The sequence below is a fragment of the Rhodococcus sp. ACPA1 genome (genome assembly GCF_002300195.1).
Taxonomy (GTDB): Bacteria; Actinomycetota; Actinomycetes; order Mycobacteriales; family Mycobacteriaceae; genus Rhodococcus_F; species Rhodococcus_F opacus.
Genome location: NZ_NSDX01000005.1, coordinates 1030624 through 1044388 on the forward strand (window position 1 = coordinate 1030624; position 13765 = coordinate 1044388).

Consider the following 13765-nt stretch of genomic DNA (forward strand, 5'->3'; position numbering starts at 1 on the left):
TGTTCGACGGGCGGTGGGTGGGCCGGCCTGAGGTGGTGTCGCGGACGATTACAGCGAGATGGCACCGGTGAGCAGCGCCATGACGGTCATCACGATCGTGGTTCCGAAGGCCCAGCCGAAGATGAACCGCTGGTGCTTGCCGAGGTCCACCTTGCTCAGTCCGATCAGGATGAACGTCGCGGCGGTCAGCGGGCTGAGCGGGAACCCGGTGGTCATCTGGCCGAGGATGGCGGCGCGGCCGATCTCCGCGGGGTCGCCACCGAACGATGCGGTGGTTTCCGCCAGCACCGGTACGACGCCGAAGTAGTAGGCGTCCGGGGTGAAGACCAGGCTGAGCGGCATCGACGTGACGGCGGTGATGACGGGGATCAGGGACCCGGCGGACTGCGGAATCCAGGAGACGAAGGTCTGCGCCATCGCGGTGATCATCCCGGTGCCGTTGAGGATTCCGGTGAGCACGCCTGCCGCGAGGATCATCGCCACCACCATGGTGACGTTGCCGCCGTGCTTGGCGAACAGGGCCTGCTGGTCGTCCCACTTCGGGCGGTTGACGGCGAGCGCGAGTGCGAATGCGATGGCGAATGCCACCTCCAGCGGCACGAGCTGGAACAGCAGGATCACGATCAGAACGAGGGTGAGCACGGTATTGAACGCCATCACCGCCCGTTGGCGACCGGTGCGCACCGGCGCGTCGGAGACGTGCGGCGTGCCGGGACCACCGCCGGCGGGAGATGCCAGTTCGGTGACGCCGAGCCGTTTACGTTCCGTGCGACCGATCATGTAGGCGGCGAACAGGACCCACAGGACCCCGGCCCCCATCGCGGGCAGGACCGGCGTGAAGATGTCGGCGCTGGTCAGGTCGAGCGCGGCCATGGCGCGGACGGTCGGGCCGCCCCACGGAATCATGTTCATCAGTCCCGCAGCCAGGCAGACGATGCCGGTCAGGACGACCGGGCGCATCCCGAGTTTCTGGTAGATGGGCAGCAACGCCGAGATGGTGATCAGGAAGGTCGAGGTTCCGTCGCCGTCGAGCGCGACGAGCAGGGTCAGCACCGCGGTTCCGACGGCGATCTTGGTGGGATTTCCCCCTGCCCACCGGACGATCCGGCGGATCGCCGGGTCGAACAGTCCCACGTCGACCATCAGACTGAAATACAGGACCGCGAAGGCGATCATGATGGCGACGGGCGCGACCTTCAGCAGACCGTCGCCCACCATCTCCCCGAGGTCGGGTGCCCATCCGCCCACGATCGCGAACGCGACGGGAACGAGGATCAGTGCGACCAGCACCGAGACCCGACGGCTGAACGCCAGCGCCAGGAAACAAGCGATCGTGGCGAACCCGAGCGCGGCAACCATGTGACCTCCTTCGAAATGGAGTCTCAGTGTCGCGCGCCTCACAATTGTGCGTCAAATATCAATGGACGATCGATTCATGAGTTGAACTCATGAATACCCGGCGCATGAATACCGGCCATACTGATGCGCATGAGCATCAATCTCGGGATCTCTCACCTGAGGAGCATCGTCGCCATCGCCGACTACGCGAGCTTCACCTCGGCGGCCCACGCGCTCGACGTGTCTCAGTCCTCGCTGAGCCGCTCGGTCGCCGAGGCCGAGCGCCGACTCGACGTCACGCTGTTCGAACGCACCACTCGCCGTGTCGAGCTGACCACGCACGGGCACGAGATCATCGAGCACGCCCGGCGGATGCTCCACGACTTCGACGACGGACTCACGCAGATCGAACGATTCGTCACCGGTGACCGCGGAATCGTGACGGTGGCATGCCTGCCCTCGCTCGCGGCCACGTTCCTTCCCCCGTACGTGGTGAGCTTCCGCGAGCAGCACCCCGACGTACGCCTCCAGATACGGGACGGACTGCGGCAGGAGGTTCTCGACGCCGTGTACTCGGGCACGGTCGACCTCGCCCTGGTCACCACCTCGGGGATTCTGCCCGGCCTGCAGCAGGACGTTCTGACGAGCGACTCCTTCTATTGCGCCGTCGCGCCGACACATCCGTTCGCCGATCGGCCGGTGCTCCGGTGGTCGGATCTCGCCGGACAGCCGTTCATCGCGTTCGGACCCGAGAGCAGCATCGCGGCACCCGTCCGCCGGGCCGTCGAGGATGCGCGCATCGAACTCGGACCCGTCATGCAGGCGCAGAACATCGGCGCGGTAGCGGGATTGGCGGCGGCCGGGCTCGGTGTCACCGCGGTGCCCGAACTCGTGCTTCCCATGATCTCGTTCGCCGGTCTCGTCCACATACCGCTGCAGCCGACGGTCGAACGCACCATTTCACTCGTCCAGGTCGCCGGCCGACCCCAGACGGCGAGCACCCGCGGTTTCGTGAACATGCTTCTCGCCGACCGAACTCCTGATCGAGGAGCCGATTCCGGCTAGAGTTCCGGCATGTCACCTTCTGCCGCAGATCATCATCGACTGAACTACGTGGAGTTGTCGGTCACGGACCTCGCGGACGCGGAAGCGTTCTACCGCTCGGCATTCGACTGGGAGTTCAACTCCTACGGCCCGCAGTACGCGGGCATCGTCGGTGCGGACGGTGAGGAGGTCGGCGGCCTGCTGCAGGTGCCGGAACGGAAGCCGGCAGGCGGACCGCTGGTGCTGCTGTACTCGGTGGATCTCGACGCGTCGGTGGATGCGGTGCGGGCGGCGGGCGGCACCGTCGTCAACGGCCCGTACGACTTTCCCGGCGGGCGCCGCTTCCACTTCACCGATCCGAGTGGCAACGAACTCGGTGTCTGGTCGTCGGCCTAGTATCGGGCAGGGGATCCACGTCGTGTCTCGAAGTCAGCTTCCCTACCGCATGGCCAACGGCCTTGCCGAGAGCAGGTGTCGTTAATGGCATGTCGTATCAGTGAACTCGTGCTCGGTTGCCGCGACCCTGAGGTGCTGGCGCGGTTCTGGTGCGAGGTCCTCGACTTCGTCGTGCTCGATCGCGAGGACGACGGCTCGGTGGAGATCGGACCGCGCGAAGGGTTCGGCGGTCCGCAGCCGACGATCATCCTCAGTCGCAGGGACGAGCCGGAGAAGGGCAAATCCCGGCTGCACATCGACGTCAACGCCACCGACCGCGATCAGGACGCCGAGCTCGACCGCCTTCTGAAGCTCGGTGCGCGCCCGGCCGACATCGGCCAGACAGGGCAGGAGCAGTGGCATGTCCTGGCCGACCCCGAAGGCAATGAGTTCTGCCTGCTCAGGGCCCGCTTGGGCCCACTCTGATGCTCATCGGTCGCATCTCGACATCAGTTACGTAGGCTCCTGACCTGTGCGACAGGGCCGGTGGTCGCGCGGCGGACGAGGTGCGGCGCGAGCACGAGGTCGATCGCCTTGTCGCCGGCGATCTGAGCCAGCGCTCCGTCGACGGCGGCTTCGGCCATGTGCGTGGCGTCCTGCGAGATCGTCGTCATCTGCACGTGCGGAATCCTCGCCAGGCGGGAGTCGTCATAGCCCACGACGGAGATGTCCGCGGGCACGTCCCGGCCACGGCGGACCAGTAGGTCGAGCACGCCGGTCGCACATCGGTCGTTGAAGGCGACGACGGCGGTCGGGGGAGTGGGCAGTTCCAGAAGTTTGTGCATGCCTTCTGCGCCTTCGGTTTCCGTCGTGCCGCCCGCCACGACCGTTGCCGAAGCCGACAGTCCGTGCCGGTCCATCGCGGCCAGGAAACCGGCCCGCCGGTCGGCACCGCCGGGCGCGTCGGCGCCGTCGATGTGGGCGATGTTCCGGTGCCCGAGTTCGGTGAGATGGTCGACGGCCAGGGTGATGCCGGCGACGTCGTCGCCCCGCACGGCACCGACGCCGGGCAGGCCGCTTGCGCGCGCCACGACGAGGGTGGGCACGCGATCGGCCAGGGCGCCGAGCGCATCGGTGTCGAACCGGGTGCCGAGGAGGATCGCGGCCTCGCAGCGCTCCCGCATGAGCGCCTGGACGGCGACCTTCTCGGCACGGCTCGGGGCGACCGCGCTGAGCATCACGTCGTAACCCCGGCGGGTGGCCGCGGCGTAGATCTGTTCGACGAGGTCGCCGTGGAACGGCTGCTGCAGTTCGAAGACGACGCCGAGCAACCGGGAACTGGCCTGGCGCAGTTTCTGTGCGCGCCGATCCGGCACGTAGCCCATCTCGTCGGCGATGTCGAGCACGCGCCTGCGAGTGGCCTCGCTGGCGCCGGGAACGCCGCGCATCACGATCGAGACGAGCGCTGTGGAGACTCCTGCTGCGCGCGCTACGTCGCCCATCGTCGGACGAGCGCCACCGGTCGATCCCGCCACCGGTTCGACCACGTGCACGGCTCCTGTCTTCCGGGCCCCGGGCTGTTCCGCTCGAAGCTGCTCTTGACCAATGATCGCACGAGTTCTACGGTCTAGAACTAGAACGTACTAGTTCGCTTCGACCTCCCCCTTCCACTGCACTGGAGCGCACCCATGTCACTCACCGAAGCCGCAGCCGTCCACTCGACGGCGCCCGCTTCCCACTCGGTACGCATCGCGTTGATCGGTGCCGGACGCATCGGCTCGAATCACGCGGAGATCGTGGCCCGCCTGGTCCCGGGGGCGTCGCTCGTCGCGGTCAGCGACCCGGTCGGCGAGGCCGCGCAGCGTCTCGCCACCACGTTGGGGGCGCCGCTCGCCACCACGACCGTCGACGACGTCCTCACCAGCGACGAGGTCGATGCGGTGCTGATCACCGCCCCCGCGCGGAGTCACACGGACCTGGTCGTCGCGGCCGCGGCCGGCGGCAAGCACGTGTTCGTCGAGAAGCCGATGGCAGTGACCCTCGCCGACGCCGACCGCGCCATCGCGGCGGCCGCCGACGCCGGCATCGTCCTGCAGGTCGGGTTCAATCGCCGATTCGCTCCCGGATTCGCCGCCGCCCGCGCCGCGATCGACGCGCAGAAGGTCGGAACCCCGCAGTTGCTGCGTTCGCTGACCCGCGATCCCGGGCCGTACACCGCCGATCCGGCACGTGTTCCGCAGTGGACGATCTTCCTCGAAACGCTCATTCACGACTTCGACACGCTCTGCTTCCTCAACCCCGGCGCACGCCCGGTGCGGGTGCACGCGGTCGCCGACGCCCTGGTGCGACCGGACGCCAAGAGCGCGGGCCACCTCGACACCGCAGTGGTGACCGTTCAATTCGACAACGGTGCCATCGCCACGGCCGAGGCGAGCTTCAGCGCGCTGTACGGATACGACGTGCGCGCCGAGGTATTCGGCTCCGGCGGCATGGTCACCGCAGGCAGCGGGCTCAGCACCGACATGACCTATTACGGCCCCGCCGGGCTGCACGCCGACACCGCGCGCCGCGACACCGACCTCCTGCACTCCGCGTATCTGGGGGAACTGACCGCCTTCGTCGACGCGATCCGCACCCACACACCGGCCGTCGTCACAGGCCAGGACGCCCGCACCGCGCTGTCGATCGCACTCGCCGCCATCCGCAGCGTCGAGACCGGCTCCGCCGTCGACCTGGACGGGTGACACCGATGGCCACGTACACGCTCGCCGCCAGCGCCGAAATGCTCTACCTCGACCTGCCGTTCCTGGACCGCGTGCACCGCATCGCCGAACGCGGACTCCAGGTCGAGATCTGGGACTGGTCCACCAAGGACATCGACGCCCTCGCCGCCGTCGGCGCCGAATTCTCCTCGATGACGGGCTATCTGGAGGGCAACCTCACCGAACCCGACGGCATCGAGGCGCTGCTCACCACGGCGCAGCAGTCCCTCGATATTGCGAAACGGCTCGACTGCCCGCGGTTGAACCTGCACGGAACTGGACTCGACAACCGGGGCCTGCCCGTCCTGCCGGTCGAAACGGTCACGCCCGCAATGTGGCTCACCGCCGCCGACACCCTGCGGAAGGTCGCCGAACTCGGCGAACAGGCGGGGCGGGTGTTCACGCTCGAGAACCTCAACCTCGCCGTCGATCATCCCGGTACCCCGTTCGCGACCGCGGCCGACACTCTCGCTCTCGTCCAGGCGGTCGACAGCCCACACCTACGCATGAATCTCGATCTCTATCACGCCCAGATCGGCGAGGGGAACCTCATCGAACTCGTCCGAAAGGCGCTGCCCTACATAGGGGAGATCCAGGTCGCCGACGTCCCCGGACGCTGCGAACCCGGAACCGGCGAAATCCACTACCCGGCTGTCGCCGCGGCCCTCCGCGACATCGGCTACACCGGCGTCGTGGGGCTCGAAGGGTGGGCGGAGAACGATCCGGACGACGCGCTCGACGCGTTCGAGGCGGCCTTCGCGCACCCTTAGCGAAACCCGACGCCAGCTGCCCCGCTGTCACGCGGGGGTCATCGTCGGCGTTCGCGCGCCGATCGGTCGCTGCACGATCCCGTGGCCGGACAGGCGTCCGGTGTGGTGGGCCTCGATCATCCGCTGCTCCGCGCGCTGAGACCCGCGCAACGGCAGGGAGGAGGCGGCCGCGGCGTCGAGGAGCGCGCGCAACGCCGGTTGCTCGGCGGCCAGCGCTTTCCACGTCGCATTCAGAGGGGTGCCGTCCTCGACCGCCTGGTCGAGGCGGGCCGCGAGGTGATTGCTCCACCGGTGCTGAAGTGAGAGCAGGATGTTGTCGGCCGAGCCGAAAAGCTCGATCGCGCCGGGCACTTCGTCGAACCGCAACGCCAGTGCGGGGTCGGCGTGCGCCCGCGCCAGTATCTCTTCCAATACCGCCCGGCGTGCGCGGAAATCGTTCCACGACATCTCGGCCACCTCCGTAGTTCCGCTGATGACGGCAACGCTACGGATTCGCGGCAGCGGTTTCGCCGTGCCACGGTCGCGTTCTCGTCTCCTACCGTGGGCGGAGGGTGTCTCCGCTCCGGAGAGGACGCGCTGTGGGTGGGTCTTCGCCTACGCTGGTCGTGTGCAGGTGACGGCATTTTTTCGTCGACGCGTGGCGGAGAGTGAGTACGACTACCCGCTCGCTGTGCCGGTGTTCGCGCACATCGCCGTCGTTGCCATCGCCGGTGCGGCTGTCGCGCAACGCGACGGCTTCGTGCCGCCGGGGTGGGTCCTGCTGTGTGGCCTGGTCGCCGCGGTGACCCCCGTTGCGGGAGACATGATCAGACCGGGGGTGGTGCTTCCGCGTCCGTTCCTGGCCGTCGTCGTCATCGCGGCGGCCGCACTGTTGCTCCTGCAGCAGCCCGACACCGCGTTCGATTTCGCTCCGCTCATCCTGGTGATCCTGACCGCCGAGGTCGCGGCAACGGCGTCACTGGCCGTCAGCCTCGCCACCTTGGCTGCCGCGATGGCAGTCCTGTCTGCGTTTGCACTGACGGGCCGACTCGACGGTGCGCCTTACGCTCTCGCCGGAGTCGTGCTGGGCTGGGCCTTCGGTTACCTGATGCTCACGCAGTTGCGCCTCCTTCACCAGGAGCGGGCCTCGAAGGCGATCCAATCCGAGCAAGCCGCCACCCGTGAGCGCCAGCGAATCGCTCGCGAGGTTCACGACGTCATCGCCCACTCGCTGAGCATCACGTTGCTGCATCTGACCGCGGCCCGTCGCGCGCTCGAGCAGGACCGCGACGTCGACGACGCAGTGGACGCGCTCTCCGACGCCGAGCGACTCGGGCGGCAGGCGATGGCCGACATCCGGCGCACCGTCGGGTTGCTCGACGCAGGTCCGGCGGGCACCCGCCCCGAGCCGGGTGTCGCCGATCTTCCCGATCTGATCGACGACTTCCGCCGTGCGGGTCTGCCGGTGGCCTTCGACATGCGCGGGGACCTCTCCGCGGTGTCCGGTGCAGTCGGTCTCGGCATCTACCGCATCACGCAGGAGTCGCTGGCGAACGTCGCCAAACACGCACCCGGTGCCAGTGCCGACGTGCGACTCACGATCGAGCCGGAACGCGTGACGCTGGATATCCGCAACCCGACCCGAGACCGGGTAACCCCACCGGACGGCTCACTCGGTTCCGGTCTGCGGGGCATGCGCGAGCGCGCGGCGCTGCTCGGTGGCAAACTCCGCGCCGGCCCGGACGGCAGGGGATGGTCGGTGCACGCCGCGGTCCCACTGCCCCGAGACTCCTGCAGGCCGGCGATCCTCCGTCACATCCCGGGGCTGTCGTGACGGGCCCGGAGATCAGGGTGCTGCTGGTCGACGACCAGGAACTGGTGCGGTCGGGGTTGCGCCGTATCCTGCGGCGCAAGGACGGCTTCGTGATCGTCGGCGAATGCGCCGACGGCTCGGAGGTGCCGGGCGCGGTGGCGGAGCACACCCCGGACGTCGTGCTCATGGACCTGCGGATGAAGAAAGTCGACGGGATCCGCGCGACCCGCGATCTCCGGTCGGGCGTCCAGCCGCCGCCGGTGCTGGTGCTCACCACGTTCGACGACGACGAACTGCTGTCCGGATCGCTCCGCGCAGGTGCGGCGGGTTTCATCCTCAAGGATTCGCCGGCCGAGGACCTGATACGCGCCGTACGCACCGTTGCCGAGGGTGGCGCCTGCCTCGACCCCGCGGTGACCGGACGCGTTCTCGCCACGTATCGCACCGTCGCGCCGTCGTCCGACGGCGGCAGTAGTCGCTTCGCCGAGTTGACCGCGCGAGAACTCGATGTGCTCGCGCTCATCGGGCGTGGGCACAGCAACAGTGAGATCGGGCGTGAGCTGGGTATCTCGGGCGTGACCGTCAAGAGTCACGTCGGGCACATCTTCCTCAAACTCGATCTCCGCGACCGCGCGGCCGCCATCGTGTACGCCTTCGATCACGGCATCGTCTCCCCGGGCGACACCGGGCCGGAGCGCGTTTCCTGACGCCGGGCCGCATTCTGCGCTTACTATTCGTTCACCCCCACGAAGGAATCGATCATGATCGCAATCGGTGTGGTTCTCATCGTCATCGGCCTGATCGTCAAGATCTCGTCACTGTGGATCGCAGGCCTCGTCGTCGGCGTCGTCGGCGTCGTTCTCCTGCTCGTCGGATTGCGGGGCCGCAAGGTCGGCGGACGACAGTACTGGTACTGACAGGCTCACGCAAGGCGCACACCGGCGACGAATCGCGTGGGGAGGAGGCCGAAGGTGAATGCGGGACTGGCCGTCAGCACTCATCCTCGGATCACCACGTTACTCGACCTCTCTCGTCGTCGCTCGCACCTGAAAGGGACGGGCACTCCCAGTCACGTTGCGGCCGTGCCGTATCGAAGAATCGTGCGTGGTATGTGGTGCGCGGTTACAGTCGAGTGGGAACCGGTCACAGGGCCGGTGCGCGACCGGGGAGGGTGAGCGTATGGGGTCGGTGTCGAAGGTGCGGCGTCTCGGTATGGCCGCGGCGGTGAGTTCCGCCGCGAGCGGGCTGGCGGTCTTCGCGGGTTCGGGAGTGGCAGCGGCGGAGTTGCCGTCGCAGTGCGTCCAGTCCCAGAAGACGGTCACCTGCACGTATGCCGACAGTACCGGCGCAGTGTCTCCTTCCGGAGGCATTCACGGTGTGCCGCTGAGGATTCCGGACGGTGTTCGGAAGGTGCACATCGAGGCGGTCGGCGGCCGAGGCGGTGACAGTTGTTGCAGCACGGTCGCTTCCGGCGGCCGGGGAGCGGTAGCCGGTGGTGACGCGTGGCTCGTTCCGGGATCGACGGTGTACGTCCGGGTCGGCGAGAACGGGCACGGCGGCGGGTCGGACGCTCTGACGCAGGTCGAGGGCGGCGGGGGCAGCGGCGGCACCACCGACTGGCGCCGCAACACCACTCCGCCGAACATCAACGGCGGCGACGGGGGAGGTCTTTCGGCCGTCGTCCTCGATACCGGAAGGTCGAGCGTGCTGGTTCCGCATCGAATCGAACTGCCGCTGGTCATCGCGGCCGGAGGAGGCGGCGGCGCGTCGACCGCGAGCGGGATGGTGTCGCCCGGCGGCGATGCGGGAGCGCCGGGAGGCGGTGCGCGCGGCGGCGCGACACCGTCGGGCTACGGCTCGTTCGCGCAGGGCGGCGGACAGGGCGTGTTCGGATCCGACGGGTCGAGCCCGGCGGGGCTTGCCGGTGGTCCCGGATACGGCGGCAGCGCAGGAAGTTCCGGGGCGATGCTCCCGGCGGCCGTCGGTGACGGGATCGGGGCCGGGGGCGGAGGTGGGGCCGGCTGGTACGGCGGTGGTGGGGGCGCCGCCGGGGGACGGATCGGTGGCACCGGCGAGGCGAACGAGCCACCGGGCGGCGGAGGTGGCGGACTCTCCCTCGTGCCGTCGGGCGGCACGATCGGACTGTCTTCGACGGATTCGGTGCCCTCGGTCGTGGTCACCTTCGACCTTCCCTGAAAGGTGTGCCGGAGCCGCGGTGGGCCAACGGACCATGTATGCGTGAGTCGAAGTCACGGCAAATTGTTTCCGCAAAGTCTTGGCTGAGTCCAGAAAAGTAAGTCATAGTGGGTGGGTGCCGTCGATGCCGGATTACGCAGCGCTGCTGCGCGGGGCTGAGCTTCGCGTGACCCGTCCGCGGGTCGCGGTGTTGGAGGCCGTGCACGCGCGTCCACATGCCGATACGGAGACGATTTTCGGAGCGGTGCGCACCGTTCTGGAAGGGGTGTCCCGGCAGGCTGTGTACGACGTGCTGCACGCAGTGACCGCTGTGGGATTGGTGCGGCGGATTCAGCCGCCCGGCTCCGTTGCTCGGTACGAGTCGCGGGTCGGAGACAATCACCACCACGTCATCTGCCGGTCGTGTGGGGTCATTGCGGACGTCGACTGTGCCGTCGGCGAGGCGCCCTGCCTGACTGCGTCCGACGACAACGGTTTCCTCGTCGAGGAGGCCGAGGTCATCTACTGGGGTCTGTGCCCCGACTGCTCGACATCACAGACTTCTCGATCGAACCCATGACCACAGCCCAATTTGGTCTCTCCCGGAAGGAATGTTGTGTCCGATAGCTGCCCGGTCGCTCATGAGGGAAACACTCAGAGCACCAGTGAAAGTGAAAACCCCGTAATCCCGTCTCCCACTCCGGCGGCGAATCGCCCGAGGACGAACCGCGACTGGTGGCCGAACCAGCCGGAGCTGTCGGTGTTGCACGCCCACACGTCGAAGTCGAACCCGATGGGCGAGGACTTCGACTACGCCGAGGAGTTCGCCAAGCTCGACGTCGAGGCGCTCAAGCGCGACGTCATCGATCTCATGACGACCTCGCAGGACTGGTGGCCCGCCGACTACGGCCACTACGGCGGCCTCTTCATCCGGATGAGCTGGCACGCCGCCGGCACCTACCGCATCGCGGACGGTCGCGGCGGTGGCGGTCAGGGCGCCCAGCGTTTCGCCCCTCTCAACAGCTGGCCCGACAACGCGAGCCTCGACAAGGCCCGCCGGCTGCTCTGGCCGGTGAAGCAGAAGTACGGCAAGCAGATTTCGTGGGCGGACCTCCTCGTCTTCGCCGGCAACTGCGCCCTGGAGTCGATGGGGTTCAAGACCTTCGGGTTCGGATTCGGCCGCGAGGACATCTGGGAGCCCGAGGAGATGTACTGGGGTCCCGAGGACACCTGGCTGGGCGACGAGCGCTACAGCGGCGATCGCGAACTCTCGGGTCCGCTCGGGGCCGTGCAGATGGGTCTCATCTACGTGAACCCGGAGGGACCCAATGGCCAGCCGGATCCGCTGGCAGCCGCCCGCGACATCCGGGAGACTTTCGCCCGCATGGCGATGAACGACGTGGAGACCGCCGCGCTGATCGCAGGCGGCCACACCTTCGGCAAGACCCACGGCGCAGGCGACGCCGACCTGGTCGGTCCGGAACCGGAAGGTGCCCCGATCGAGCAGCAGGGCCTGGGCTGGAAGAGTGCCTACGGCACCGGCGTCGGCAAGGACGCGATTACCAGTGGTCTCGAGGTCGTGTGGACCCCCACACCGACGAAGTGGGACAACAGCTTCCTCGAAGTCCTGTACGGCTACGAGTGGGAGCTGACCAAGAGTCCCGCGGGTGCCTGGCAGTGGACCGCCAAGGACGGCGCGGGCGCCGGCACGATCCCCGACCCGTTCGATTCGTCGGCGGGGCGTGCTCCCACGATGCTGACCACGGACCTCTCCCTGCGCATCGACCCGGCCTACGAGAAGATCACCCGGCGTTGGCTCGATCACCCGGAGGAGTTCGCCGAGGAGTTCGCCAAGGCGTGGTACAAGCTGCTGCACCGCGACATGGGGCCCGTCACGCGCTACCTCGGCCCGTGGGTTCCGGAGGCGCAGCTGTGGCAGGACCCGGTCCCCGCAGTCGATCACCAGCTGATCGGTGACAGCGAGATCGCCGCGCTCAAGGGCAAGATCCTCGACTCGGGCCTGTCCATCTCCCAGCTCGTGTCGACCGCCTGGGCGTCGGCAGCGACCCACCGCAGCACCGACATGCGTGGCGGCGCCAACGGGGCGCGAATCCGGCTTGCGCCGCAGAAGGATTGGGAGATCAACAACCCCACCGAGCTGGCCACGGTCCTGCAGACCCTCGAACAGATCCAGCAGGACTTCAACTCGTCCCAGTCCGGCGGGGTGAAGGTCTCGCTCGCGGACCTGATCGTGCTGGCCGGCGCCGCGGCGGTCGAGAAGGCGGCGAAGAACGCCGGCAACGACATCACGGTCCCGTTCACGCCGGGGCGTACCGACGCCACGCAGGAGCAGACCGATGTGGAGTCGTTCGCCGTACTCGAGCCGAGGGCCGACGGGTTCCGCAACTACCTCCGAGAAGGGGAGAAGTTGCCTGCCGAGGCACTTCTGGTCGACCGGGCCTACATGTTGAACCTGACCGCTCCGGAAATGACGGTTCTCGTCGGCGGCCTGCGCGCACTGAACGCCAACTTCGGCCGAACGAAGCACGGCGTCTTCACCGACCGGCCCGAGGCGTTGACCAACGACTTCTTCGTCAACCTCCTCGACATGGGTACGCAGTGGAAGGGCTCGGCCTCGGCGGAGAACGTCTACGAAGGCACCGATCGTGTCACGGGTGACGCCAAGTGGACCGCCACCGCCGTCGATCTCGTCTTCGGTTCGAACTCGCAACTGCGCGCTCTCGCCGAGGTGTATGCCACCGACGACGCGCAGCAGAAGTTCGCGCAGGACTTCGTATCTGCCTGGAACAAGGTGATGAACCTCGACCGGTTCGACCTCGACTGATCACGGTTGATCGGCCCCGGCCGATCAACCGTCACCTGGCCCGCCACCCGCGAGTTGATCTCGCCGGGTGTCGGGCCAGATTTGTGACGAATGTCAGAGGTGTGGGAGCGCCGCGGTGAGAAAGACTGTGCCGGCGGCGATTCCGAAAGCACCGGTGAGAATGCCCAGCAGTGCTTCCAGAGACTTGGGCTCGCTTCCTTCGACGGCAGGGTGGTGGTTTGCGGCGATGCCGGCAGCGATGGCGCAGACGCCGAGAACGATGCCGAATCCGAACGTCCAGAACATTACTATCGACAGTGCCCCCAGCATGACCGAGATGTCGCTCCAGTGTTCGCCCTGCAGGTGCTGTGGTCTGGCGAGCCGGGAGAATCGTGCCGGGGGGCTGTCGGGATTGTGTCGCGACGATCCGTTGTGGACTTCCAGCAAAGATCGGGTCATCGGCGGAGCCTCGGCGAGTCGATCGGAACGCAGCACAGCAACACACCTCCCGTGATCGTCAAAATGGCCCGCCACCTCGGCGAGCACCTCAACCACTGTGCAGAAGAAATTTAGCACTCGGCAATCTTGAGTGCCAGTTCCGGTGGTGTCAGCCGAAACCTGGATGGCCGCTATCGAATGGTTACTGCGTCGGAAGCTGGTCGTTCGGACGCCGCGGTGCTAAATT

General features: G+C 67.6%; 15 protein-coding genes. 11 read left to right on the plus strand and 4 right to left on the minus strand.

What is annotated here, in order from left to right; translation table 11 throughout:
• Window positions 1-48: 48 nt before the first annotated feature.
• Complete coding sequence (locus CJ177_RS28965) at window positions 49-1359, minus strand: CitMHS family transporter (RefSeq protein WP_095869183.1); 1311 nt, start codon at window positions 1357-1359, stop codon at window positions 49-51.
• 123 nt (window positions 1360-1482) lie between these two features.
• Here CJ177_RS28965 and CJ177_RS28970 point away from each other — a divergent pair, with 123 nt between their 5' ends.
• The 3 genes from CJ177_RS28970 to CJ177_RS28980 all read left to right on the plus strand — a co-directional run bounded on the left by CJ177_RS28970 (window position 1483) and on the right by CJ177_RS28980 (window position 3243).
• The gene (locus CJ177_RS28970; RefSeq protein WP_005258441.1) at window positions 1483-2403 is read left to right on the plus strand and encodes a LysR family transcriptional regulator; all 921 of its coding nucleotides are present in this window, start codon (window positions 1483-1485) and stop codon (window positions 2401-2403) included.
• Between the two features lie 9 nt (window positions 2404-2412).
• On the plus strand, window positions 2413-2778 hold the full coding sequence (locus CJ177_RS28975; RefSeq protein ID WP_005243602.1) for a VOC family protein: 366 nt from the start codon (window positions 2413-2415) through the stop codon (window positions 2776-2778).
• 84 nt (window positions 2779-2862) lie between these two features.
• Window positions 2863-3243 (plus strand): VOC family protein, encoded by a 381-nt coding sequence (locus tag CJ177_RS28980; protein WP_005258437.1) that lies wholly within the window; start codon window positions 2863-2865, stop codon window positions 3241-3243.
• Window positions 3244-3266: 23 nt separating this feature from the next.
• Here the strand turns inward: CJ177_RS28980 and CJ177_RS28985 are convergent, their stop codons facing one another.
• Window positions 3267-4304: a LacI family DNA-binding transcriptional regulator gene (locus tag CJ177_RS28985; protein ID WP_025431987.1), complete on the minus strand. Its 1038-nt coding sequence runs from the start codon at window positions 4302-4304 to the stop codon at window positions 3267-3269.
• 141 nt (window positions 4305-4445) lie between these two features.
• Between CJ177_RS28985 and CJ177_RS28990 the strand changes: the two genes are divergently transcribed.
• The gene (locus CJ177_RS28990) at window positions 4446-5501 is read left to right on the plus strand and encodes a Gfo/Idh/MocA family oxidoreductase (RefSeq protein WP_095869184.1); all 1056 of its coding nucleotides are present in this window, start codon (window positions 4446-4448) and stop codon (window positions 5499-5501) included.
• A 5-nt stretch (window positions 5502-5506) separates the two neighbouring features.
• The gene (locus CJ177_RS28995; protein ID WP_095869248.1) at window positions 5507-6289 is read left to right on the plus strand and encodes a TIM barrel protein; all 783 of its coding nucleotides are present in this window, start codon (window positions 5507-5509) and stop codon (window positions 6287-6289) included.
• A gap of 27 nt (window positions 6290-6316) precedes the next feature.
• Here the strand turns inward: CJ177_RS28995 and CJ177_RS29000 are convergent, their stop codons facing one another.
• A complete protein-coding gene (locus tag CJ177_RS29000) occupies window positions 6317-6745 on the minus strand; it encodes a hypothetical protein (protein ID WP_005243597.1) in 429 nt (142 codons plus the stop codon).
• A gap of 16 nt (window positions 6746-6761) precedes the next feature.
• Here CJ177_RS29000 and CJ177_RS29005 point away from each other — a divergent pair, with 16 nt between their 5' ends.
• From CJ177_RS29005 to katG, 6 genes are all read left to right on the plus strand, one after another.
• Window positions 6762-8102 carry a sensor histidine kinase gene (locus CJ177_RS29005; protein WP_095869185.1) on the plus strand — a complete coding sequence of 447 codons (1341 nt, stop codon included), beginning with the start codon at window positions 6762-6764 and terminating at the stop codon, window positions 8100-8102.
• A gap of 17 nt (window positions 8103-8119) precedes the next feature.
• On the plus strand, window positions 8120-8788 hold the full coding sequence (locus tag CJ177_RS29010; RefSeq protein WP_005243595.1) for a response regulator transcription factor: 669 nt from the start codon (window positions 8120-8122) through the stop codon (window positions 8786-8788).
• Window positions 8789-8842: 54 nt separating this feature from the next.
• Window positions 8843-8998 carry a hypothetical protein gene (locus CJ177_RS47475; RefSeq protein ID WP_005243594.1) on the plus strand — a complete coding sequence of 52 codons (156 nt, stop codon included), beginning with the start codon at window positions 8843-8845 and terminating at the stop codon, window positions 8996-8998.
• Between the two features lie 262 nt (window positions 8999-9260).
• Window positions 9261-10277, plus strand: coding sequence for a hypothetical protein (locus CJ177_RS29015; protein ID WP_143548711.1), 1017 nt, complete (start codon window positions 9261-9263; stop codon window positions 10275-10277).
• A gap of 115 nt (window positions 10278-10392) precedes the next feature.
• A complete protein-coding gene (locus CJ177_RS29020) occupies window positions 10393-10836 on the plus strand; it encodes a Fur family transcriptional regulator (protein ID WP_005243590.1) in 444 nt (147 codons plus the stop codon).
• 36 nt (window positions 10837-10872) lie between these two features.
• Window positions 10873-13101: a catalase/peroxidase HPI gene (gene katG / locus CJ177_RS29025; RefSeq protein ID WP_095869187.1), complete on the plus strand. Its 2229-nt coding sequence runs from the start codon at window positions 10873-10875 to the stop codon at window positions 13099-13101.
• Window positions 13102-13194: 93 nt separating this feature from the next.
• Here katG and CJ177_RS29030 read toward each other — a convergent pair whose 3' ends face one another.
• Window positions 13195-13539 carry a hypothetical protein gene (locus CJ177_RS29030; protein WP_043943877.1) on the minus strand — a complete coding sequence of 115 codons (345 nt, stop codon included), beginning with the start codon at window positions 13537-13539 and terminating at the stop codon, window positions 13195-13197.
• Between the last annotated feature and the right edge of the window lie 226 nt (window positions 13540-13765).

Coding starts and splice junctions, on each gene's coding strand:
- CJ177_RS28965 (WP_095869183.1), bottom strand. CDS start 1,359: ATGGTTGCCGCGCTCGGGTTCGCCACGATCGCTTGTTTCCTGGCGCTG.
- CJ177_RS28970 (WP_005258441.1), top strand. CDS start 1,483: ATGCGCATGAGCATCAATCTCGGGATCTCTCACCTGAGGAGCATCGTC.
- CJ177_RS28975 (WP_005243602.1), top strand. CDS start 2,413: ATGTCACCTTCTGCCGCAGATCATCATCGACTGAACTACGTGGAGTTG.
- CJ177_RS28980 (WP_005258437.1), top strand. CDS start 2,863: ATGGCATGTCGTATCAGTGAACTCGTGCTCGGTTGCCGCGACCCTGAG.
- CJ177_RS28990 (WP_095869184.1), top strand. CDS start 4,446: ATGTCACTCACCGAAGCCGCAGCCGTCCACTCGACGGCGCCCGCTTCC.
- CJ177_RS28995 (WP_095869248.1), top strand. CDS start 5,507: ATGGCCACGTACACGCTCGCCGCCAGCGCCGAAATGCTCTACCTCGAC.
- CJ177_RS29005 (WP_095869185.1), top strand. CDS start 6,762: ATGACGGCAACGCTACGGATTCGCGGCAGCGGTTTCGCCGTGCCACGG.
- CJ177_RS47475 (WP_005243594.1), top strand. CDS start 8,843: ATGATCGCAATCGGTGTGGTTCTCATCGTCATCGGCCTGATCGTCAAG.
- CJ177_RS29015 (WP_143548711.1), top strand. CDS start 9,261: ATGGGGTCGGTGTCGAAGGTGCGGCGTCTCGGTATGGCCGCGGCGGTG.
- CJ177_RS29030 (WP_043943877.1), bottom strand. CDS start 13,539: ATGACCCGATCTTTGCTGGAAGTCCACAACGGATCGTCGCGACACAAT.